Source organism: Streptomyces sp. NPDC058052 (assembly GCF_042885515.1).
Classification (GTDB): domain Bacteria; phylum Actinomycetota; class Actinomycetes; order Streptomycetales; family Streptomycetaceae; genus Streptomyces.
Genome location: NZ_JBHVRX010000010.1, coordinates 226,531 through 247,499, shown reverse-complemented (window position 1 = coordinate 247,499; position 20,969 = coordinate 226,531). Strand labels below are relative to the sequence as shown.

16 protein-coding genes and 2 tRNA genes are annotated in these 20,969 nt (G+C 72.8%); 15 read left to right on the top strand and 3 right to left on the bottom strand.

The features are described from left to right. Nucleotides 1-65 precede the first annotated feature (65 nt). The 11 genes from ACFVU3_RS17130 to ACFVU3_RS17080 all read left to right on the top strand — a co-directional run bounded on the left by ACFVU3_RS17130 (nucleotide 66) and on the right by ACFVU3_RS17080 (nucleotide 13,056). Nucleotides 66-138: transfer RNA gene (locus ACFVU3_RS17130), tRNA-Ala, on the top strand. Nucleotides 139-215: 77 nt separating this feature from the next. Further along, nucleotides 216-288 (top strand) — tRNA-Ala (locus ACFVU3_RS17125). A gap of 267 nt (nucleotides 289-555) precedes the next feature. After that, on the top strand, nucleotides 556-3,423 hold the full coding sequence (leuS, locus tag ACFVU3_RS17120) for a leucine--tRNA ligase (RefSeq protein WP_390066879.1): 2,868 nt from the start codon (nucleotides 556-558) through the stop codon (nucleotides 3,421-3,423). A 133-nt stretch (nucleotides 3,424-3,556) separates the two neighbouring features. After that, the gene (locus ACFVU3_RS17115) at nucleotides 3,557-4,276 is read left to right on the top strand and encodes a hypothetical protein (RefSeq protein WP_390066877.1); all 720 of its coding nucleotides are present in this window, start codon (nucleotides 3,557-3,559) and stop codon (nucleotides 4,274-4,276) included. 260 nt (nucleotides 4,277-4,536) lie between these two features. Beyond that, a complete protein-coding gene (locus ACFVU3_RS17110) occupies nucleotides 4,537-5,382 on the top strand; it encodes a DegV family protein (protein WP_390066875.1) in 846 nt (281 codons plus the stop codon). Between the two features lie 464 nt (nucleotides 5,383-5,846). After that, nucleotides 5,847-6,650, top strand: coding sequence for a helix-hairpin-helix domain-containing protein (locus ACFVU3_RS17105; protein WP_390066873.1), 804 nt, complete (start codon nucleotides 5,847-5,849; stop codon nucleotides 6,648-6,650). Further along, nucleotides 6,647-9,196 (top strand): ComEC/Rec2 family competence protein, encoded by a 2,550-nt coding sequence (locus tag ACFVU3_RS17100; RefSeq protein WP_390066871.1) that lies wholly within the window; start codon nucleotides 6,647-6,649, stop codon nucleotides 9,194-9,196. The genes ACFVU3_RS17105 and ACFVU3_RS17100 overlap by 4 nt, the downstream gene beginning before the upstream one ends. Nucleotides 9,197-9,257: 61 nt before the next feature. Beyond that, the gene (locus tag ACFVU3_RS17095) at nucleotides 9,258-9,932 is read left to right on the top strand and encodes a winged helix-turn-helix domain-containing protein (RefSeq protein WP_390066868.1); all 675 of its coding nucleotides are present in this window, start codon (nucleotides 9,258-9,260) and stop codon (nucleotides 9,930-9,932) included. 5 nt (nucleotides 9,933-9,937) lie between these two features. After that, on the top strand, nucleotides 9,938-11,203 hold the full coding sequence (locus tag ACFVU3_RS17090; protein WP_390066866.1) for an MFS transporter: 1,266 nt from the start codon (nucleotides 9,938-9,940) through the stop codon (nucleotides 11,201-11,203). A 27-nt stretch (nucleotides 11,204-11,230) separates the two neighbouring features. Next, nucleotides 11,231-12,058: an arylamine N-acetyltransferase gene (locus ACFVU3_RS17085; RefSeq protein WP_390066864.1), complete on the top strand. Its 828-nt coding sequence runs from the start codon at nucleotides 11,231-11,233 to the stop codon at nucleotides 12,056-12,058. A gap of 104 nt (nucleotides 12,059-12,162) precedes the next feature. Further along, nucleotides 12,163-13,056, top strand: coding sequence for a YceI family protein (locus ACFVU3_RS17080; protein ID WP_390066862.1), 894 nt, complete (start codon nucleotides 12,163-12,165; stop codon nucleotides 13,054-13,056). A gap of 63 nt (nucleotides 13,057-13,119) precedes the next feature. On the opposite strand, the gene ACFVU3_RS17075 is transcribed toward ACFVU3_RS17080, so the two are convergent. Then, nucleotides 13,120-13,362: a hypothetical protein gene (locus ACFVU3_RS17075; RefSeq protein ID WP_390066860.1), complete on the bottom strand. Its 243-nt coding sequence runs from the start codon at nucleotides 13,360-13,362 to the stop codon at nucleotides 13,120-13,122. Nucleotides 13,363-13,435: 73 nt separating this feature from the next. On the opposite strand from ACFVU3_RS17075, the gene holA reads away from it, so the two are divergent. After that, nucleotides 13,436-14,425 carry a DNA polymerase III subunit delta gene (gene holA / locus ACFVU3_RS17070; RefSeq protein WP_390066858.1) on the top strand — a complete coding sequence of 330 codons (990 nt, stop codon included), beginning with the start codon at nucleotides 13,436-13,438 and terminating at the stop codon, nucleotides 14,423-14,425. A 57-nt stretch (nucleotides 14,426-14,482) separates the two neighbouring features. Here the strand turns inward: holA and ACFVU3_RS17065 are convergent, their stop codons facing one another. Both ACFVU3_RS17065 and rpsT read right to left on the bottom strand, forming a co-directional pair. Beyond that, complete coding sequence (locus ACFVU3_RS17065) at nucleotides 14,483-14,821, bottom strand: hypothetical protein (protein ID WP_390066856.1); 339 nt, start codon at nucleotides 14,819-14,821, stop codon at nucleotides 14,483-14,485. Between the two features lie 337 nt (nucleotides 14,822-15,158). Next, complete coding sequence (rpsT, locus tag ACFVU3_RS17060) at nucleotides 15,159-15,425, bottom strand: 30S ribosomal protein S20 (protein ID WP_390066854.1); 267 nt, start codon at nucleotides 15,423-15,425, stop codon at nucleotides 15,159-15,161. 208 nt (nucleotides 15,426-15,633) lie between these two features. On the opposite strand from rpsT, the gene lepA reads away from it, so the two are divergent. The 3 genes from lepA to hemW all read left to right on the top strand — a co-directional run bounded on the left by lepA (nucleotide 15,634) and on the right by hemW (nucleotide 20,899). Then, on the top strand, nucleotides 15,634-17,502 hold the full coding sequence (gene lepA, locus ACFVU3_RS17055; RefSeq protein WP_390066852.1) for a translation elongation factor 4: 1,869 nt from the start codon (nucleotides 15,634-15,636) through the stop codon (nucleotides 17,500-17,502). Nucleotides 17,503-17,730: 228 nt separating this feature from the next. Beyond that, nucleotides 17,731-19,608, top strand: coding sequence for an AMP-dependent synthetase/ligase (locus ACFVU3_RS17050; protein ID WP_390066850.1), 1,878 nt, complete (start codon nucleotides 17,731-17,733; stop codon nucleotides 19,606-19,608). A 49-nt stretch (nucleotides 19,609-19,657) separates the two neighbouring features. Continuing rightward, nucleotides 19,658-20,899, top strand: a complete 1,242-nt coding sequence (gene hemW / locus ACFVU3_RS17045) for a radical SAM family heme chaperone HemW (protein WP_390066848.1) — start codon at nucleotides 19,658-19,660, stop codon at nucleotides 20,897-20,899. Nucleotides 20,900-20,969 lie beyond the last annotated feature (70 nt).

The window sequence follows — 20,969 nt, the reverse complement described above, 5'->3', positions numbered from 1 at the left end:
CGGTTACTGTTCTGTCCGTCGCCGCGAGGAAGACCCGAGAGGGAACCGGGCGGGGACGATCTTGAGGGGCTATAGCTCAGTTGGTAGAGCGCCTGCATGGCATGCAGGAGGTCAGGAGTTCAATTCTCCTTAGCTCCACAGAAGGCAGACGGGCCATCCACACCGGATGGCTCTCAGCGCTTCTGCGGTAAACTGATCGCCGCACAACTTGACACGGGGCTATAGCTCAGTTGGTAGAGCGCCTGCATGGCATGCAGGAGGTCAGGAGTTCAATTCTCCTTAGCTCCACAGAAGACAAGCGGGTCATCCACACCGGATGGCCCGCTTCGTCGTTCCCGCCGCCGGTGGACATCGATGCGGCCCGTGCGGGCGCTGCGGTACCCTGGCGCCATGCGTGCCGTACGCCTCCTGCTTATCGAGCCGCGCTGACCAGTCCCGACGGGCGGAAGAGACCCCCTCGGAGTCGGCGCGGCGTCCCCTCCTGTGCGAGGGGATTTTTCATTTCGTGGCAGTTCGTGGCAGTGGGCAGAGACGATCGATGGAGCTTCTAGGACCATGACCGAGATCAACACGGCCGCCGAGTCGGCGGCCCCGCATCGCTACACGGCGGCCATGGCCGCCGACATCGAGGCACGCTGGCAGGACGTCTGGGACGCCGAGGGCACCTACGAGGCGCCGAACCCCTCCGGTGACCTGGCGGGCGATCCCGAGCTCGCCGCCCGGCCCAAGAAGTTCATCATGGACATGTTCCCGTACCCCTCGGGTGCGGGCCTCCACGTCGGCCACCCGCTCGGCTACATCGCCACGGACGTCTTCGCCCGCCACGCGCGCATGAGCGGCCACAACGTGCTCCACACCCTCGGCTTCGACGCCTTCGGCCTGCCCGCCGAGCAGTACGCGGTGCAGACCGGCACGCACCCGCGCGTGTCCACCGAGGCCAACATGGAGAACATGAAGGCCCAGCTGCGCCGGCTGGGCCTGGGCCACGACAAGCGGCGGTCGTTCGCCACGATCGACCCCGAGTACTACAAGTGGACCCAGTGGATCTTCCTGCAGATCTACAACTCCTGGTACGACACCGAGGCCGCCAAGGCCCGCCCGATCGCCGAGCTGATCGAGCAGTTCGAGAACGGCACCCGTGAGATTCCGGGCGCCACGCGCGCGTGGGGCGAGCTGTCCGCCGCCGAGCGCGCCGACGTCCTGGGCGAGTACCGCCTGGCGTACGCCTCCGACGCGCCGGTCAACTGGTGTCCCGGCCTGGGCACCGTCCTCGCCAACGAGGAGGTCACCGCCGACGGCCGCTCCGAGCGCGGCAACTTCCCGGTCTTCAAGGCCAAGCTGCGCCAGTGGAACATGCGCATCACCGCCTACGCGGACCGCCTGCTGGACGACCTCGACGGCCTGGACTGGCCCGAGGCCATCAAGCTGCAGCAGCGCAACTGGATCGGCCGCTCCGAGGGCGCCCGCGTCGACTTCCAGGTCGGCGACACCGGCGCCATCACCGTCTTCACCACCCGCCAGGACACCCTGTTCGGCGCCACCTACATGGTCCTGGCGCCGGAGCACGACCTGGTCGAGAAGATCGTCCCGGCCGAGTGGCCCGAGGGCACCCACGCCGTGTGGACCGGCGGGCACGCCACCCCCGCCGAGGCCGTCGACGCCTACCGCAAGCAGGCCGCCTCCAAGTCCGACGTCGAGCGGCAGGCCGACGCCAAGGAGAAGACCGGCGTCTTCACCGGCGCGTACGCGACCAACCCGGTCAGCGGCGAGCGGGTCCCCGTCTTCATCGCCGACTACGTCCTCATGGGCTACGGCACCGGCGCCATCATGGCCGTCCCCGCGCACGACGGGCGCGACTTCGCCTTCGCGCGCGCCTTCGAGCTGCCGATGCGCTGCGTCGTCGAGCCGAGCGACGACCGCGGCACCGACCCGTCCACCTGGGACGACGCCTTCGGCTCGTACGAGGCGAAGCTGGTCCACTCCGCCAACGACGAGATCTCCCTGGACGGCCTGGGCGTCGTCGAGGCCAAGGCGAAGATCACCGACTGGCTGGCCGATCGCGGCATCGGCGAGGGCACCGTCAACTTCCGCCTCCGCGACTGGCTGTTCAGCCGCCAGCGGTACTGGGGCGAGCCCTTCCCGATCGTCTACGACGAGGACAGCGTCGCCCACGCGCTGCCCGAGTCGATGCTCCCGCTGGAGCTGCCCGAGGTCGAGGACTACTCGCCGCGGACCTTCGACCCGGACGACGCCGACACCCAGCCCGAGACCCCGCTCTCCCGCAACGAGGAGTGGGTCAACGTCACCCTCGACCTGGGCGACGGGCCGAAGAAGTACCGCCGCGAGACCAACACCATGCCCAACTGGGCCGGTTCCTGCTGGTACGAGCTGCGCTACCTGGACCCGCACAACGACGAGAAGCTCGTCGACCCGGCCATCGAGCAGTACTGGATGGGCCCGCGCGAGTCCATGCCCACCGGCGGTGTCGACCTGTACGTCGGCGGCGCCGAGCACGCCGTGCTCCACCTGCTGTACGCCCGCTTCTGGTCCAAGGTCCTCTTCGACCTGGGCCACATCTCCTCGGCCGAGCCCTTCCACAAGCTCTACAACCAGGGCATGATCCAGGCGTTCGTCTACCGCGACGCCCGCGGCATCGCGGTGCCGGCCGCCGAGGTCGAGGAGCGCGACGGCGCGTACTGGTACGAGGGCGAGAAGGTCAGCCGCGTCCTCGGCAAGATGGGCAAGTCCCTGAAGAACGCCGTGACGCCGGACGAGATCTGCGTCGAGTACGGCGCCGACACCCTGCGCCTGTACGAGATGGCGATGGGCCCGCTGGACGTCTCCCGCCCGTGGGACACCCGCGCGGTGGTCGGCCAGTACCGCCTGCTCCAGCGGCTGTGGCGCAACATCGTCGACGAGGCGACCGGCGAGGTCACCGTCGCCGACACCGCCCCCGACGACGACACCCTGCGCGCCCTGCACAAGGCGATTGACGGCGTCTCCCAGGACATGGCCGGGATGCGCTTCAACACGGCGATCGCCAAGATCACCGAGCTGAACAACCACCTCACCAAGGGCGGCGCCGCGGTCTCCCGCCCGGTCGCCGAGCAGCTGGTCCTGCTGGTCGCCCCGCTCGCCCCGCACATCGCGGAGGAGCTGTGGCGCCGCCTGGGCCACAGCGACTCGGTCGTCCACCAGGACTTCCCGGTCGCCGACCCGGCGTACGTCGTCGACGAGACCGTGACCTGCGTCGTGCAGATCAAGGGCAAGGTCAGGGCCCGCCTGGAGGTCTCGCCGTCGATCTCCGACGCCGACCTGGAGGCGCTGGCGCTGGGCGACCCGCACGTCGTGGCGGCCCTCGGCGGCGCCGAGATCCGCAAGGTGATCGTGCGCGCGCCGAAGCTGGTGAACATCGTGGCCTGAGTGCCACGAGGGACCCAGGGGTTTCCCCTACGGGCAGGTTGGGGGTTCCGATGGAACCTCCGGCCTGCCCGTTCCGTTTACCGTGGAAGAACCACAGCCGTGGGACGCCGACGGAGACTGAGGAGCCGCCCACATGGAAGCCACGATTGTCACGATCCTGGCGCTGCTCTTCCTCGCGTTCGTGGCGCTCGGGGTCTACGCGACGGTGAAGGTCGCCAAGGCGGCCAAGCGCGGCGTCGACCGCACCCTCGACCAGGCCCGCCGGACCGTCGAGGACACGACCCTGCGGGCCAAGAGCTTCGGCCAGGCCGGCGTCGCCGCCGAGCTGGCCAAGCTGCGGCTCTCCCTGCGCACCTCGATGCGGGCCACCCAGGACGCGCTCCAGGCGGGCGCCGTCGAGGACGCCTCGCTGCGCGAGTCGCTCGACCTCTTCGCCCGGCTCAGCGCGCACGGCCGTGAGCTGGACGAGGACCTCAAGCGCCTGGAGCGGGAGCCGGACAAGGCGTACGTGGCCGGGCAGCTGCCCGCGCTCACCGAGCGGACCGAGCGGATCACGGGCTCCGCCGACGCGCTGCGCCAGGCCGCCCGCGACCGGGCCCTGCGGTTCGCCGAGGACGACCTCGACACGCTGAGCGCCCAGATCGACGTCGAGACGGGCGCGCTGCGCCACTGGACCACCACCGGCCGGGAGACGACCGGACCGGAGGCCGAGCAGACGGCCTGGTACGAGTCGGCCCCGACGCCGCACGGGCAGCCGCAGGCCGGCGAGACGCCGCAGGCGATCACCGCGCCCGACCCCCGGACGACCGCGTACCCGTGGGAGAAGACCGCCCGTCCGGAGTCCGCGGGCTGACCGCCCGGGGCCGGTCGGCGGGCCGGCCGTTCCGGCCTCTTGGCGGGGCCGGGCGGAGTCTGTCGGCCGACCGACTGTTTCCGGGTCCGCCGGCTCGTCGTCCGCTGCCCTCGGCTTGTCGTTCGGGGCCCGCGGCTCGCCGTGTCGCGTCCGCCGGCCGGCCGGTCGTGGGCGCCGAAAGGGTTCCTGTGGGATCGTCGGACCGGCTGTGACCGGGGCCGGGCTGCCGAGCGGCGGTCGCGGCGGGTAACCTCCCGCTCATGTCCCGGCATGTCGCGATCGTCACCGATTCAACGGCCTACCTGCCACCCCAGACGATGGAGCGGCACGCCATCACCGCGGTCCCGCTGACCGTCGTCATCGGCGACCGCGCCCTCCTGGAGGGCACCGAGATCTCCGCCAGATCGCTCGCCGAAGCACTGCAGAAGCGGCGGTCCGTCACCACCTCCCGGCCCAGTCCCGAGGTCTTCGCCGCCACCTACCGCGAGGCCGCGGAGGCGGGCGCGTGCGGGATCGTCTCCCTCCACCTCTCCGCCGAGGTCTCCGGCACCTACGACGCCGCCGTCCTCGCGGCGAAGGACGCCCCCGTCCCCGTACGGGTCGTGGACACGCGCATGATCGGCATGGCCCTCGGCTTCTGCGCCCTCGCGGCGGCGGAGGTCATCGAGGCAGGCGGCTCGCTCGACGAGGCGGTCGCGGCGGCCGAGAAGCGCGCCGGGAACACCTCCGCCTACTTCTACGTCGACACGCTCGACTACCTGCGCCGGGGTGGCCGCATCGGAACCGCGCAGGCGCTGCTCGGCTCCGCGCTCGCGGTGAAGCCGCTCCTCGAACTCGAAGGCGGCCGCATCGAGCTGCGGGAGAAGGTGCGGACCGCCTCCAAGGCGATCGCGCGGCTGGAGGAGCTCGCGGTGGAGCAGGCCGGCTCAGGCCCCGTGGACATCGCCGTCCACCACCTCTCCGCGCCCGAGCGGGCCGACGCGCTGGCCGAACGGCTCAGGGAGCGGGTGCCGGGCATCGCCGACCTGCACGTCAGCGAGGTCGGCGCGGTCATCGGCGCGCACACGGGGCCCGGGCTGCTCGCGGTGGTCGTCTCGCCACGCTGAGCGCGGCCTTCTCACCCTTGTGGGTGAGGGAGTTGTCCACAGGAGCGTCGCCCTCCACGGAAGTCGGAGGGCGACGGCACGGGGCCGCGACGGACCCTACCGTCGCAGACATGGATCTTCGTGTGGTTTCCTCGCGCCCTTCGTCCTCTGTGCGTTCTTCGACTTCCTCGACTTCTTCGACTTCTTCGAGTTCATCGCGCTCTTCGAGTTCATCGTCTTCTTCGGCGTCTGCGCGTTCCTCGTCGCCCTCGTCGGCCTCGTCGCCCTCGGTGTCCGCGTCGTCGTCACGGGCCGGGACCGGGGCCAGGAGCGGGTCGCCCGGTTCCCCGGGGCCTCGTCGGGGTGCGCCGTCGGGGCGGGCCCGGCGGCGGGCGCGGGTGAGGCGGGTGCTCGCGCCGCCGGGCCGGGCCGGGGGAGAGGTGGGGGTCGTACGGGAGCGGGGGGACGCGCTGTTCCCTCCTGTCGTGCCGGTGTCGGCGGTGGTCGGGGAGCCGGCGGTCGCCGAGGAACCGGAGGTCCGTGGGCCCGTCGGGCGGGCGGGGGCCGCCGGCGCGGGGGAGCGGGCGTGGCGGGCGGCGGTGCGGGAGCGGTTGCCGCTGTGGGTGCAGACGCGGTGCGGGCTGGAGCCGCGGTCGCTGGCGGCGCTCGCCGTCGTCCTGGTGGTGGCCGCGTGCGCCGCCGGGGGCTTCTTCTGGGCGGGGCGGCCCGAGCCGGTGCGCGCGCCGGAGGTGGTGCGTGCCGCTCCGGGGGCGGCTTCTCCTGCGGCGTCCTCGGTGTCCTCCGTGTCCTCGGTGTCCTCCGCGGGGCCGGGGGAGGCGTCCGCCCCGGCGGAGGTGGTCGTCGACGTGGGAGGGAAGGTCCGCAGGCCGGGGGTGCTGACCCTGCCGGCCGGGTCGAGGGTCGCGGACGCGCTCAAGGCCGCCGGAGGAGTGCGGGCGGGCGCGGATCTGACGGGGCTCAACCGGGCCAGGGTCCTGTTCGACGGCGAGCAGGTGCTCGTCGGGGTGCCGGGGGCGGTGGTCGGTGGCGGGTCCGGCGGTGGCGGGCCGGGGCCGGGTGGGGCGGGCGGGAGCGGTGTGCCGCTGAGCCTCAACACGGCGACGGCCGAGCAGTTCGACGGGCTGCCGGGGGTGGGGCCGGTGCTCGCCCGGCGGATCGTCGACCACCGTGCGGAGCACGGCGGGTTCCGCGCGGTCGAGGAGCTGCGCGAGGTCGACGGGATCGGCGAGCGGCGTTACGCGGACCTCCAGCCGCTGGTGCGGCCGTGACCCGGGGCGATCCGGTGGCGGACGGGCTCCGTGAGGAGGAGGCGCACCGGGAGGAGCCGGCCGATCTGCGGCTCGTCCCGCCCGCGCTGGCCGCCTGGGCGGCCGCCGCCGCGGCGCTGGGCGTGGCCGGCTGGTGGACGGTCGCGGCTGTCGGGCTCTGCCTCGCCGGAGCGGCGGCGCTGCTGGCGCCGGAGGTGGCGCGGCGGCTGACCGGGGGACGGGATCCCGTGCCCGAGGCAGGCGCGGAGCGCGACCCCGGACCCGCCGGTGGGCCGGGGAGGAGCGGCGCGAGGGCGCCCGGGTGGCGGCTGCGGGCCACCGCGTGGGCGGGGGTGCTGCTGTGCGCCGCGGCGGGCGCGGCCTCGGCGGGGCTGCACGCGGCGGATCTGCGGCGGGGCCCGGTGCCCGTGCTGGCCCAGGAGTACGGCAGGGCCTGGGCGGAGGTGAGGGTGACCTCGGACCCGAGGCTCACCCGGCCCCGTGTGAGCGGGCGGGCGATGGTGCCGGTGTCGGTGGTGATGGACGCCGAGGTGGTGCGGGTGGAGCGGGCGGGCGGCACGGCCGTGCGGACCCGGGCGCCGGTGCTGCTGATCGTGCCGCCGGGGGAGGGGCGTGACGCGTGGCTGCGACTGCTGCCGTCCACCCGGCTCCGGGTCGGTGCCCGCTTCGCACCGCCGAGGGAGCCGGGGGATCCGTACGCGGCCGTGCTCAAGCCCGGGTCGGGGGCTCCGTGGATCGTGGGGGCGCCGAGCGCGCTCCAGCGGAACGCCGGGGAACTGCGGGCCGGACTGCGCGCGGCGACCGACGGGCTCGCCCCGGACGCGCGGGCGCTGCTGCCCGGCCTGGTCGTCGGGGACACCTCCCGGATCGGCACCGAGCTGCGGGACGCCTTCGCGGCCACCGACCTCACGCACCTGCTGGCCGTGAGCGGGAGCAACCTCTCGATCGTGCTGCTCCTGCTCGTCGGACGTCCGGGGCGGGCGCGGCAGGCGGAGCGCGGCGGGCTCGCGCCGCGGGTCGGGCTCTCGCTGCGGGGGACCGCGCTGGCGGGGGCGGGGCTCACGCTGGCGTTCGTGGTCGTGTGCCGGCCCGAGCCGAGCGTGCTGCGGGCGGCGGCCTGCGGGCTGGTCGCGCTGCTGGCGATCGCCACCGGCCGCAGGAGGTCGCTGATCCCGGCACTGGCCGCGGTGGTGCTGCTCCTGGTGCTGTACGACCCGTGGCTGGCGCGGAGTTACGGGTTCCTGCTGTCCGTGCTGGCCACCGGGGCGCTGCTGGTGGTGGCGCCGGGGTGGAGCGACGCGCTGCGGCGGCGCGGGGTGCCGGGGCGGCTCGCGGAGGCGCTGGCCGCGGCGCTCGCCGCGCAGGCGGTGACGGCGCCGGTCGTGGTGGTCTTCGCGGGCCGGACGAGTCTGGTCGCGATCCCGGCGAACCTCTTCGCGGAGCTGGCGGTGGCGCCGGCGACGGTGTTCGGCTTCCTGGCACTCGCGGTGGCGCCGGTGTGGGCGGCGGGCGCGGGAGCGGCGGCGTGGGTGGCGGGGTGGCCCGCCGGGTGGATCGCGGGCGTGGCCCGGGCCGGCGCGGAGCTGCCGGGGGCGGAGCTGGCGTGGCCCGGCGGCTGGTGGGGCGGGGCGACGCTGGCGCTCGTCACGGGCGCGGTGGTGGCCGGGGTGCGGCGGCTGCGGCACCGGACCTGGCCGATCGTCGCGGTGGTCGTGCTGCTGGTGCTCGTGGTGGCGCGGCCGGTGCCGCTGGTGCGCTGGGTGACCGGATGGCCGCCGCCGGGCTGGGTGTTCGCGATGTGCCAGGTGGGGCAGGGCGATGCCACGGTGCTCGCGGCGGGCGAGGGCGCGGGGGTGGTCGTGGACGCCGGGCCGGATCCGGCGGCGGTGGACCGCTGTCTGCGTGAACTGGAGGTGAGACAGGTGCCGTTGCTGGTGCTGACCCACTTCCACGCCGACCATGTGGCCGGGCTGCCGGGGGTGCTGAAAGGCCGGACCGTCGGGGCCGTCCAGGTCACGGGGCTCGACGAGCCGCCCGGGCAGGCGGAGTTCGTCCGGCGGGTGGCGGGTGCGGCGGGGGTGCCGGTGGTGCGGGCGGAGCCGGGGGAGCGGCGGCGGGCCGGGGCGCTGGAGTGGCGGGTGCTGTGGCCGCAGGCCGGGCCGGGGCCGTCGGACGGAGGGGCGAACGACTCCAGCGTCACGCTGCTGGTCCGGGGCCCGGGCGGGGTGAGCGTGCTGCTCCTCGGCGATCTGGAGCCGCCGGCGCAGCGGGCCCTGTGGCGGGCGCACCCGGAGCTGGGCGCGGTGGACGTGCTGAAGGTGGCGCATCACGGGTCCGCGCACCAGGATCCGGGGCTGACCGCGGCGGTGCGGCCACGGCTGGCCCTGGTGTCGGCGGGGCGGGACAACCCGTACGGCCATCCGTCGCCGCGGACGCTCGCCGCGCTGCGGGCCGGCGGGGCGCGGGTGCTGCGGACCGACCGGGACGGAGCGATCGCCGTGGCGGGCGCGGGGAGCGGCCTGGTGGCCGTGGCACGGGGGTGGTGAGGAGCGAAACGCTTCTAAAGAAGTGCTTGTAAAGAAGTCTTTCTATAGATAGCTTTACATCATGCCGGAGAACAGCGCACCGCAGCCCGAGGGCGAGAAGGCCCACAGTGTCGAGCTGACCGACCCCCGGGCCCTGCGGGCCTACGCCCACCCCCTGCGGATGACCCTCGTCGGACTGCTGCGCCGGCACGGGCCCTTCACTGCCACCCGGGCCGCCGAACTGACCGGCGAATCGGTGGCCAGCTGCTCGTACCACCTCCGGATACTCGCCAAGTACGGGCTCGTGGAGGAGGCGCCCGGCGGGCGCGGCAGGGAGAAGCCCTGGCAGGCCACCGCCAAGTACACCGAGTGGCCCAACCACAGCGAGGACCCCGCGATCGCCCAGGCGACCGACGCGCTGAGCGTGGCCGCCGCCGAGCTCTACTTCTCCCGGTTCGCGCGGGCCTTCTCCCTCCGGACGGACGTGCCGAAGGAGTGGCGGGAGGCCGAGGTGTTCGGGGACACCCTGGTGTACCTCACCCCCGAGGAGCTCGCCTCCCTCAAGGAGCGGATCGACGAGCTGTTCCTCCCCTACGAGGCCCGTCAGGACGACCCCGCGCTCCGGCCCCCCGGCGCGCAGCCCGTCAGCTTCCTGAAGATCGCCTACCTGGACGCCGACGGCGACACGGTCGACAGCGGCACCGCCGGCGCCGGCGACGCAGGCACCGACAGCAGCACCGACAGCGAGAAGGAGTGACAGGGATGGCCCTCACCGCACGGGTTCCGGCGCTGCTGCGCGAGCGGACCTTCCGCCGTTACTGGATGGGGCAGACCGTCTCGCTCGTCGGCGACCAGATATCCCTGATGGCCCTGCCGCTCGCCGCCGTGCTGATCCTCGGGGCCGACGCCGCCCAGATGGGCTGGCTCAAGACCCTCGAACTCCTGCCGGCCCTGCTGCTCAACCTGCCCTTCGGCGCCTGGGTCGACCGCCGGGCCGACCGCCGCCGGATCATGATCGCCACGGATCTGGGGCGGGCCGCGCTGCTCCTCACCCTGCCCGTCGCCTACGCCCTCGACATGCTGACGCTCGTTCAGCTCTACGTCGTCGCCCTCGGGGTGGGCGCCCTGTCGGTGCTCTTCGAGGTCTGCAACTCCACGATCTTCGCTTCCCTCGTCCCCACCACGAGCTTCGTGCAGGCCAACTCGCTGGTGAACGGCAGCCGTTCGATGGCCTGGCTCGCCGGGCCCAGCATCGGCGGCGTTCTGGTGCAGGTGTTCACCGCCCCCCTGGCGCTGCTGGTGGATGCCCTGACCTACCTGGTGTCGGCCGGCTACCTGGCCAAGATCCGGCCGGTCGAGCCCGCTCCGGCGCCCGTGGCCAAGGGGCACTTCAGCGAGGGGATGCGCTGGGTGCTGAGGGAGCCGTCGATGCGGGCGCTCTTCGCCGCCTCCGGCACGGTCCAGTTCTTCAACTACATGTTCCACACCCTCTTCGTCCTCTACGTGACCAAGGACCTCGGCCTCGGCGCGGGGCTGCTCGGCCTGGTGCTCGGCACCGGTGCCGTCGGCGGCCTGCTCGGAGCGGCGTGCAGCGGGATGGTCGTCCGCCGGATCGGCATCGGCGGCTCGCTCGTCGCCGGCTTCCTCGGCTTCACCCTGCCGCTGGTGCTCATCCCCGCCGCGGACGGGCCGCTGCCGCTCGTGGTGGGTGTGCTCTTCGCCGCCGAGTTCCTGTCCTGCGCCGGCGTGATGATCGTCGACGTGGCCGCCGGTTCCTTCCAGATGGCCCTCATCCCCGACACCATGCGGGCCCGGGTCATGGGTGCCTTCCGTACCCTCAACCACGGCTTCCGTCCGATCGGCGCCCTCGTCGGCGGCGTGCTGGGCGCCTCCATAGGCGTCCGCCCCACCCTGTGGATCGCCACCGTGGGCGCGGTCTTCGCGGTCCTGTGGCTGCTGCCCTCGCCGCTCCCGCGGATGCGTGAACTGCCCACCCAGGAACGGGAACCGGCCACCACCACCCCCTGACGCCGGGCGAGCGGGCAGACTGCCCCCATGACCGATCATGAAAAGGCCGCGGGGCTGCCGGACGCCGCCGTGGACCAGTACCTGGAGCGCATCGGCGCCGCACGGCCGGACCGGGCGGACGCCGGGGCGCTGCGGGAGCTGCATCTGCGGCACCTGCTGACCGTGCCCTTCGAGAACCTGTCCATCCACCTCGGGGAGGACATCGTCCTCGACGAGAAGGCGCTGGTCGACAAGGTGGCCGTGGCCCGGCGGGGCGGGTTCTGCTACGAGCTGAACAGCGCCTTCGCCGCGCTGCTCCGGGCGCTCGGCTACCGGGTCGAGCTGCTCCAGGCGCGGGTGCACGGCCCGGACGGACGGGTGGGGATCCCGTACGACCACATGGCCCTGCTGGTGGAGACCGAGGACGGAGGCCGCCTGCTGGCGGACGTGGGCTTCGGGGACCACAGCCACCATCCGCTCGCCTTCGACGAGCGGGGGGAGCAGGCCGACCCCTCGGGAGTCTTCGTGATCGTCGAGGTCCCGGGGGCGGACGGGGACCTCGACGTGGTGCGGGACGGCAAGCCGCAGTACCGGCTGGAGCCGCGGCCGCGGGTGCTGGCGGACTTCACGGCCGGCGCCTGGTACCACCGGACCTCGCCGGAGTCGCACTTCACCCGCGGTGTGATCTGCTCCCTGCTCACCGAGGACGGCCGGGTCAGCATCGGCGGCCGGAAGCTGTACCGGACCGCGGCCGGCGAGCGCGCGGAGCGGGAGCTGGGCACGGACGAGGAGCTGCGCGAGGCGTACCGGGAGCATTTCGGCATCGTGCTCGACGAGCTGCCGGTCGTACCGGGGGCGGAGAAGCGGAATCCATAATTCGGACTCGCCGGTAATAAGGGCGCGTTTGCCTCGAACATCCCATGGATGATCGAATGTGGACTCGTTGCATAGTGAACGAGTCGCACGGGGGTGCGTGGAGGATGTTCGGTGGTCTCTTCGGGAAGCGCGGGAGCGGCGTCGCCGCCGGCCGGGGCGGTGCCCTCGCCGGGGTGACCGTGCCGGCCTCGGCCGGGGTGTTGAGCTGCCGGGTCCTCGACCCCGTGCACGAGCCGCTGCGGCAGGCGGAGTTCGCGCTCACCGACGCGGCCGGACGCAAGGTGCTGGGAGGGGAGACCGATCCGTACGGCACCCTCCTCGCCACGGTCCCGGCCGGCGAGTACCGGATCGCCGTCACCTCCGACGGGTACACCCCGCACCACGCCACCGCCGTGGTGGACCAGGGCGCCCACGCCGACCTCGGGGACGTCCAGCTCCAGGTCGCGCCGCAGCCGCCGCTGCCCGAGCCGGGCGACTGGGAGATCGACCCCGCCCACTCCCAGATCGGCTTCACCGCCCGGCACATCGGACTGGCCCGGATCCACGGACGGTTCAACAGCTTCGCCGGCGCGGTACGGATCGCCGACCGCGTGGAGCAGTCCGCGATGCACGTCGTCATCGACGCCGCCTCCATCGACACCGGCGTCCAGATGCGCGACGACCACCTGCGGTCCGGCGACTTCCTCGACATCGGCGTCCACCCGACCATCGAGTTCTTCAGCGAGCGCTTCGCCCACCGCGGCGGCACCCGCTGGAACGTCACCGGCGCGCTCAGCCTCCACGGGGTGAGCCGCACGGTCACGCTGGACACCCAGTACCTCGGCCTCGGCAGCGGTCTGGAGGGCGAGACCCGCTGCGCCTGCCGCGCCACCACCGAACTCCACCGCGAGGACTTCACGCTCACCTGGCAGACCCTGCTCGCGCGGGGCATCGCGGCCGTCGGCTCCAGCATCTCCATCGACCTGGACATCCAGATCGTGCCGAAGGCCGCCGGCTAGGCCGCCTCTCGGATCCTGCCGGGCCCGCGGCGGCCCGGAGGCGCGAGCCAGGTCAGGGGGCGGTCAGGGGGCCTCCAGCCAGCCCTCGTACTCGGCGGCGAAGGAGTCCAGCGCCGACGGGTCGAGCCGGCCCTCCGGGTCCTCGACCACCACCAGCCACTGGGCGTCCTCGGCGTCGTCCTCGCCGGCCAGCGCGTCGCGGACCAGCTGCGGCTCCTCGGCCACCCCGAAGCGGCCGGACAGCTCCTCGGCCACCTCCTCGGCGGCGTCGCGGTCGGGGAGCACCAGTACGTGTCGTTCACTCACCCGGCCATTCTCGCCCGGCCGCCGGAGCCTCGCCGGGGTCCCCTGTCGGTGGGCCGTGGGATGCTGGATCGCGATGGCCACCAGAAAGACTTCCAGCGACGACCTCCTCGGCCCCGTCACGCTCGCCGTGGGCCAGGAGGACCTGCTCCTCGACCGTGCCGTCCGGGAGGTGGTGGCGGCCGCCCGCGCCGCCGACGCCGACACGGACGTGCGGGACCTCGCCCCCGAACAGATCCAGCCCGGGTCCCTCGCCGAGCTCACCAGTCCCTCGCTCTTCGCCGAGCGCAAGGTGCTGATCGTGCGCAACGCGCAGGACCTCTCGGCGGAGAGCGTCAAGGACGTCAAGGGATACCTCGACGCGCCCGTCGAGGACATCACGCTCGTCCTCCTCCACGCCGGCGGCGCCAAGGGCAAGGGACTGCTCGACGCGGCGCGCAAGGCGGGAGCGCGGGAGGTGGCCTGCCCCAGGACCACGAAGCCCGCGGAGCGGCTGACCTTCGTCCGGCAGGAGTTCCGGACGCTCGGGCGGTCCGCCACGCCCGAGGCGTGCCAGGCGCTCGTCGACTCCATCGGCAGCGACCTGCGGGAGCTGGCCTCCGCCGTCACCCAGCTGACGGCGGACGTCGACGGGACCATCGACGAGGCGGTCGTCGGCCGGTACTACACGGGCCGGGCCGAGGCGTCGTCCTTCAACGTGGCCGACCGTGCCGTGGAGGGACGGGCGGCGGAGGCGCTGGAGGCGCTGCGCTGGTCGCTGTCCACCGGCGTCGCGCCCGTCCTCATCACCAGCGCCCTCGCCCAGGGTGTCCGGGCCATCGGCAAGCTCTCGTCCGCCCGCGGCGGGCGGCCCGCCGACCTCGCGCGCGAGCTGGGCATGCCGCCGTGGAAGATCGACCGGGTCCGGCAGCAGATGCGGGGCTGGACCCCGGACGGCGTCGCCATGGCCCTGAGGGCCGTCGCGGAGGCCGACGCGGGGGTGAAGGGCGGAGGGGACGATCCCGAGTACGCCCTGGAGAAGGCGGTCGTCGCGGTGGCGCGGGCGGCCAGGATGCGGCGCACCTGACGACGCGCCCCGCCGGTGCGGCGGGGCGTTCGCTTCGGCCCGGGCGGTCCGTCCTCGTCAGCGCCGGCGGCGCAGGTGCCGCGGGAAGCGGAGCCCGGAGCCGCGACGGCGGGTGCGCGGCGCGGCCGTGCGGCCGGTGCGGGGGCCGGCCGGGTACGGGGAGTGCCAGGGGCCGTCGGGGGAGAGGAGCGGCGCCTTGCGGGTCGCCTGGGCCTGGATCTCCACGTAGGACTCGTGGGCGGTGACGCGGAACGCCTCGTCGTGGGCGGCCATCGCCGCCGCCACGGCCGCGCCGGCGCCGCCGCGGCGACGCGCCACCACCGCCAGACGGGTCAGCAGCGCCAGGACCCCGGCGATCGAGGCACCGATCACGAGCAGCGGCAGGAATGCGGCCATGCCGGTGAGCCTAGGCCCGGCGCCGGGCGTGGACCGAGGCCCCGGACGCCCGCATCGGTGGAAAGCCCCCGGACGCCCGGCGGCGGGCACGGCTCAGGCCCCGCACACCCGGCGTCGGGCAGGGCGCAGGTCCCGTCTGTCCGGACGCGGGCATGGCGAAGGCCCCGGGCGGTCCTGGGGAAGGAACGGCCGGGGCCTTCGTCGTTCTGCTCTGTGGTCCCGTACACGCGTGGCGAACGCGTCTCGCGTACGGACCGGGTGGCCGGGCGGGAGCGGTAGAGAGGGTCCGCTGGGTCCCGTGCGGCCGGGGTACAGCCTGAGATCAGAAGATCCGGACTCAGCCCTGGAGGGAGGAAACCTTGATCGCCAGCGCCGACTTCTTGTTGGCGGCGGCGTTCTTGTGGATGACACCCTTCGAGACAGCCTTGTCGAGCTGACGCGCGGCGGCACGGGAGGCCACGGTGGCCTTCTCGAGGTCGCCGGCGGCGACAGCCTCGCGGGCCTTGCGGATCGCGGTCTTGAGCGACGACTTGACGGCCTTGTTGCGCAGGCGCGCCTTCTCGTTGGTCTTGTTCCGCTTGATCTGGGACTTGATGTTCGCCACTGAAAGAGCCTTTACAGGTTCGATGTTTCTTCAGGTATGTGCCACGCAGCTGAGAGGGCATACGAGACACAGCTGTCCACGGTATCAGGCGCCCTCCCGGCCACCCAAACGAGGCCCGGGAACGCCCGAACCGGACGCCCGGCCGTGGGCATGGGACGATGGGGGCTACGTATCCGTTCCGAACACCGCCCCGAGACGAGAACCCTGCGTGCCCGCGACTCCTACCAACGTGCCCGAGCCGAGCCGTACCGACCCGGCTCTGATCCGCAACTTCTGCATCATCGCGCACATCGACCACGGCAAGTCCACGCTCGCCGACCGGATGCTCCAGCTGACCGGTGTGGTCGACCAGCGGCAGATGCGCGCCCAGTACCTCGACCGGATGGACATCGAGCGTGAGCGCGGCATCACGATCAAGTCCCAGGCGGTCCGGCTGCCCTGGGCCCCCACCGAGGGGCCGGAGCAGGGACGTACGCACATCCTCAACATGATCGACACCCCCGGGCACGTCGACTTCACGTACGAGGTCTCGCGGTCGCTGGCCGCCTGCGAGGGCACGATCCTGCTGGTCGACGCGGCCCAGGGCATCGAGGCGCAGACCCTCGCCAACCTCTACCTGGCGATGGAGAACGACCTCACCATCGTCCCGGTCCTCAACAAGATCGACCTGCCGGCCGCCCAGCCGGAGAAGTTCTCCGAGGAGCTGGCAAACCTCATCGGCTGCCAGCCGGAGGACGTCCTCAAGGTCTCCGCGAAGACCGGCATGGGCGTCGAGGCGCTGCTGGACCGCGTGGTCCGGGACGTCCCGGCCCCGGTGGGCGTCGCCGACGCCCCCGCCCGCGCGATGATCTTCGACTCCGTGTACGACTCGTACCGGGGCGTCGTGACGTACGTCCGTGTCGTCGACGGGCAGCTCAACAAGCGCGAGCGCATCAAGATGATGTCGACCGGCGCCACCCACGAGCTCCTGGAGATCGGTGTCTCCTCCCCGGAGATGACGCCGTCCGACGGTCTCGGCGTCGGCGAGGTGGGCTACCTCATCACCGGTGTGAAGGACGTCCGCCAGTCCAAGGTCGGTGACACGATCACCTCCCTGAACAAGGGCGCCACCGAGGCCCTCGGCGGGTACAAGGACCCGAAGCCGATGGTCTTCTCGGGCCTCTACCCGCTGGACGGCTCGGAGTACCCGGACCTCCGCGAGGCCCTCGACAAGCTCCAGCTCAACGACGCCGCGCTGGTCTACGAGCCGGAGACCTCCGCCGCCCTCGGCTTCGGCTTCCGCGTCGGCTTCCTGGGTCTGCTCCACCTCGACGTGATCCGCGAGCGGCTGGAGCGCGAGTTCGGCCTCGACCTGATCGCCACCGCCCCCAACGTGGTCTACCGCGTGGTCATGGAGGACGGCAGCGAGCACACGGTCACCAACCCGAGCGAGTTCCCCGAGGGCAAGATCGACGACGTGTACGAGCCCGTCGTGCGCGCCACGATCCTCGCCCCGAGCGAGTTCATCGGCGCGATCATGGAGCTCTGCCAGACCCGTCGCGGCACGCTGATCGGCATGGACTACCTCTCCGAGGACCGGGTCGAGATCCGCTACACCCTGCCCCTCGCCGAGATCGTCTTCGACTTCTTCGACCAGCTGAAGTCCAAGACGCGCGGCTACGCCTCCCTCGACTACGAGCCCACCGGCGAGCAGGCGTCCAGCCTGGTCAAGGTCGACATCCTGCTGCACGGCGACAAGGTCGACGCGTTCTCCGCCGTCACCCACAAGGACGCCGCCTACGCGTACGGCGTGCGGCTCGTCGCCAAGCTGCGCGAGCTCATCCCGCGGCAGGCGTTCGAGGTGCCGATCCAGGCGGCCATCGGCTCCCGGGTCATCGCCCGCGAGACCATCCGCGCCATCCGGAAGGACGTCCTCGCCAAGTGCTACGGCGGTGACATCTCCCGTAAGCGGAAGCTGCTGGAGAAGCAGAAGGAAGGCAAGAAGCGGATGAAGATGGTCGGCTCCGTGGAGGTCCCGCAGGAGGCGTTCATCGCCGTCCTGTCGAGCGACGAATCCGGCGGCAAGGCCAAGAAGTAGTCAGCTCGGCCGACATGTACGGGTCCGTGTGCCACCGGCGCACGGACCCGTTCGTTATCCACAGGCCCTTACGTACCGGGCGACGGCGCTCTAATCTGAAGCCCCCCGAAGGTTACTCGCGAGTTAGTTACGTGTGCGCAGCCGTGCGCGCCGCCCCCACTCGCACCGAGTCGTAGTTGCACCGACCACCGCACCGCCAAGAGGCACTGCCGCCGCCCGGAGGACGACGTGAGCGACAACCAGACCCAGATCGACAACCGGCCGCCCTCCGTCGCGGCGCTCTTCCTCGAACGGGTCGAGCGCACCCCCGACGCGGAGGCGTACCGCCATCCGGTGCCCGCCGCCTCCGGCGCGGGACCGGACGACTGGAAGTCGCTCAGCTGGGGCGAGGCCGCACAGCGCGTCTTCGCCATCGCCGCCGGTCTGATCGACCTCGGCGTCCAGCCCGAGGAGCGGGTCGCCCTCGCCTCCGCCACCCGGGTCGAGTGGATCCTCGCCGACCTCGGCGTGATGTGCGCCGGCGCCGCCACCACCACGGTCTACCCGCAGACCAACGCCGACGAGTCCGCCTTCATCCTCGCGGACTCCGAGTCGAAGGTGCTCATCGCCGAGGACGCCGCCCAGCTCGCCAAGGCGGTCGAGCGCCGCGCCGACCTGCCCGGCCTCCACCACGTGATCGTCGTCGACGCCGAGGGGGCGGACACCTCCGAGGAGTGGGTCCTCACCCTCGCCGAGCTGGAGGCGCGCGGCGCCGCCTACCTGGAGAAGCACCCCGAGGCGGTCAAGGAGCGGGTCTCCGCGATCACCGCCGAGCAGCTCGCCACCCTCATCTACACCTCGGGCACCACCGGCCGCCCCAAGGGCGTCCGCCTGCCGCACGACAACTGGTCGTACATGGCCAAGGCGATCGCCGCCACCGGCCTCGTCACCCGGGACGACGTCCAGTACCTGTGGCTGCCGCTCGCCCACGTCTTCGGCAAGGTCCTCACCTCCGGTCAGATCGAGGTCGGCCACGTCACCGCCGTCGACGGCCGCGTCGACAAGATCATCGAGAACCTGCCGGTGGTCCAGCCGACCTACATGGCCGCCGTCCCCCGCATCTTCGAGAAGGTCTACAACGGGGTCGCCGCCAAGGCCCGCGCCGGCGGCGGCGCCAAGTACAAGATCTTCCAGTGGGCCGCCGGCGTCGCCCGCGAGTACGCCAAGGCCACCCAGGACAACTTCCGCCGCACCGGCACCGCCTCCGCGCCCTTCGGCCTCACCGCCAAGCACAAGGTCGCCGACGCCCTCGTCTACGCCAAGATCCGCGAGGCGTTCGGCGGCCGGCTGCGCGCCTGCGTCTCCGGCTCCGCCGCCCTCGCCCCCGAGATCGGCTACTTCTTCGCCGGCGCCGGCATCCACGTCCTGGAGGGGTACGGCCTCACCGAGTCCTCCGCCGCCTCCTTCGTGAACCCCGGCGAGGCGTACCGCACCGGCACCGTCGGCAAGCCGCTCCCCGGCACCGAGGTCCGCATCGCCGACGACGGCGAGATCCTGCTCCGCGGCCCCGGCATCATGGAGGGCTACCACGGCCTCCCCGAGAAGACCGCCGAGGTCCTGGAGGCCGACGGCTGGTTCCACACCGGCGACATCGGCGAGCTCTCCGCCGACGGCTACCTGAAGATCACGGACCGCAAGAAGGACCTGATCAAGACGTCCGGCGGCAAGTACATCGCCCCGGCCGAGGTCGAGGGCCACTTCAAGGCCGTCTGCCCGTTCGTCTCCAACATCCTCGTCCACGGCGCCGACCGGAACTACTGCACCGCGCTCATCGCCCTCGACGAGCCCGCCCTCCTCGGCTGGGCCGCCGAGCACGGCCTCGCCGGCAAGACCTACGCCGAGGTCGTCGCCGCCCCGCAGACCGAGACGATGGTCCAGGGCTACGTGGACCGCCTCAATGAGGGCCTCCAGCGCTGGCAGACGATCAAGAAGTTCCGGCTGCTCCCGCGCGACCTCGACATCGAACACGGCGAGCTCACGCCCTCGCTCAAGCTGAAGCGCCCGGTCGTCGAGCGCACCTACAAGGAGCTCATCGACGACATGTACGCCGGGTCGCGCGAGGTCTGATCCGCCGGCGCCCCCGGCGGCGGACGCCCACCGCGGGCGGTGCGGGACAATGGACCCCATGCCTTCCGTACTGCCCGATGGTGAGCCCATGCCCGAGGACGGGGCGCTGCCCGCGCGCGCCCTGGAAGGGGCCGGGGAGCGGCCGCTCGGTTTCTATCTGCACGTGCCGTACTGCGCCACGCGGTGCGGCTACTGCGACTTCAACACGTACACCGCGAGCGAGCTGCGCGGTGCCGGCGGCGTGCTCGCCTCGCGGGACAACTACGCGGGGCAGGTCGTCGAGGAGGTCCGGCTGGCCCGGAAGGTGCTCGGCGACGACCCGCGGCCGGTGCGGACCGTCTTCGTCGGCGGCGGTACGCCGACGCTGCTGGCCGCCGGCGACCTCGTCCGGATGCTGGGGGCGATCCGGGACGAGTTCGGGCTCGCCGAGGACGCCGAGGTCACGACCGAGGCGAACCCGGAGTCCGTGGACCCGGCGTATCTGGAGGAGCTGCGGGCCGGCGGCTTCAACCGGATCTCCTTCGGCATGCAGAGCGCCCGGCCGCACGTGCTGAAGATCCTCGACCGGACCCATACGCCCGGCCGGCCGGAGGCGTGCGTCGCGGAGGCGCGGGCCGCCGGGTTCGACCACGTGAACCTGGACCTGATCTACGGCACCCCCGGCGAGTCCGACGACGACTGGCGGGCCTCCCTGGACGCGGCCATCGGGGCCGGACCCGACCACGTCAGCGCCTACGCGCTGATCGTCGAGGAGGGGACGCAGCTCGCGCGGCGGATCCGGCGCGGGGAGGTGCCGATGACCGACGACGACGTGCACGCGGACCGGTACCTGATCGCCGACGAGGCGTTCGAGAAGGCCGGGTTCTCCTGGTACGAGGTGTCCAACTGGGCCACCTCCGACGCCGGGCGCTGCCTCCACAACGAGCTGTACTGGCGCGGCGCCGACTGGTGGGGCGCCGGACCCGGCGCCCACTCGCACGTGGGCGGGGTGCGCTGGTGGAACGTCAAGCACCCCGGCGCGTACGCCGCCGCGCTCGGGGCCGGGAGGTCGCCGGGCGCCGGCCGTGAGCTGCTGTCCGGCGAGGACCGCCGGGTCGAGCGGATCCTGCTGGAGCTGCGGCTGCGCGAGGGAGTCGAGCTGGGGCTGCTGAAGCCCGCGGGGCTCGACGCCTCGCGCAGGGCGCTGGCCGACGGGCTGCTCGACGCGGAGCCGTACGCCGCCGGGCGGGCCGTGCTGACGCTGCGGGGGCGGTTGCTCGCCGACGCGGTGGTGCGGGACCTGGTGGACTGACGGAGGCGGGTCCGGGCGGCGGCGCGGCCCGTGCGCCCTCCCGTCGCGCCCGCCCGTGCCCCGCGGCAGA

Coding starts and splice junctions, on each gene's coding strand:
- leuS (WP_390066879.1), top strand. CDS start 556: ATGACCGAGATCAACACGGCCGCCGAGTCGGCGGCCCCGCATCGCTAC.
- ACFVU3_RS17115 (WP_390066877.1), top strand. CDS start 3,557: ATGGAAGCCACGATTGTCACGATCCTGGCGCTGCTCTTCCTCGCGTTC.
- ACFVU3_RS17110 (WP_390066875.1), top strand. CDS start 4,537: ATGTCCCGGCATGTCGCGATCGTCACCGATTCAACGGCCTACCTGCCA.
- ACFVU3_RS17095 (WP_390066868.1), top strand. CDS start 9,258: ATGCCGGAGAACAGCGCACCGCAGCCCGAGGGCGAGAAGGCCCACAGT.
- ACFVU3_RS17090 (WP_390066866.1), top strand. CDS start 9,938: ATGGCCCTCACCGCACGGGTTCCGGCGCTGCTGCGCGAGCGGACCTTC.
- ACFVU3_RS17085 (WP_390066864.1), top strand. CDS start 11,231: ATGACCGATCATGAAAAGGCCGCGGGGCTGCCGGACGCCGCCGTGGAC.
- ACFVU3_RS17080 (WP_390066862.1), top strand. CDS start 12,163: ATGTTCGGTGGTCTCTTCGGGAAGCGCGGGAGCGGCGTCGCCGCCGGC.
- holA (WP_390066858.1), top strand. CDS start 13,436: ATGGCCACCAGAAAGACTTCCAGCGACGACCTCCTCGGCCCCGTCACG.
- ACFVU3_RS17065 (WP_390066856.1), bottom strand. CDS start 14,821: ATGGCCGCATTCCTGCCGCTGCTCGTGATCGGTGCCTCGATCGCCGGG.
- hemW (WP_390066848.1), top strand. CDS start 19,658: ATGGACCCCATGCCTTCCGTACTGCCCGATGGTGAGCCCATGCCCGAG.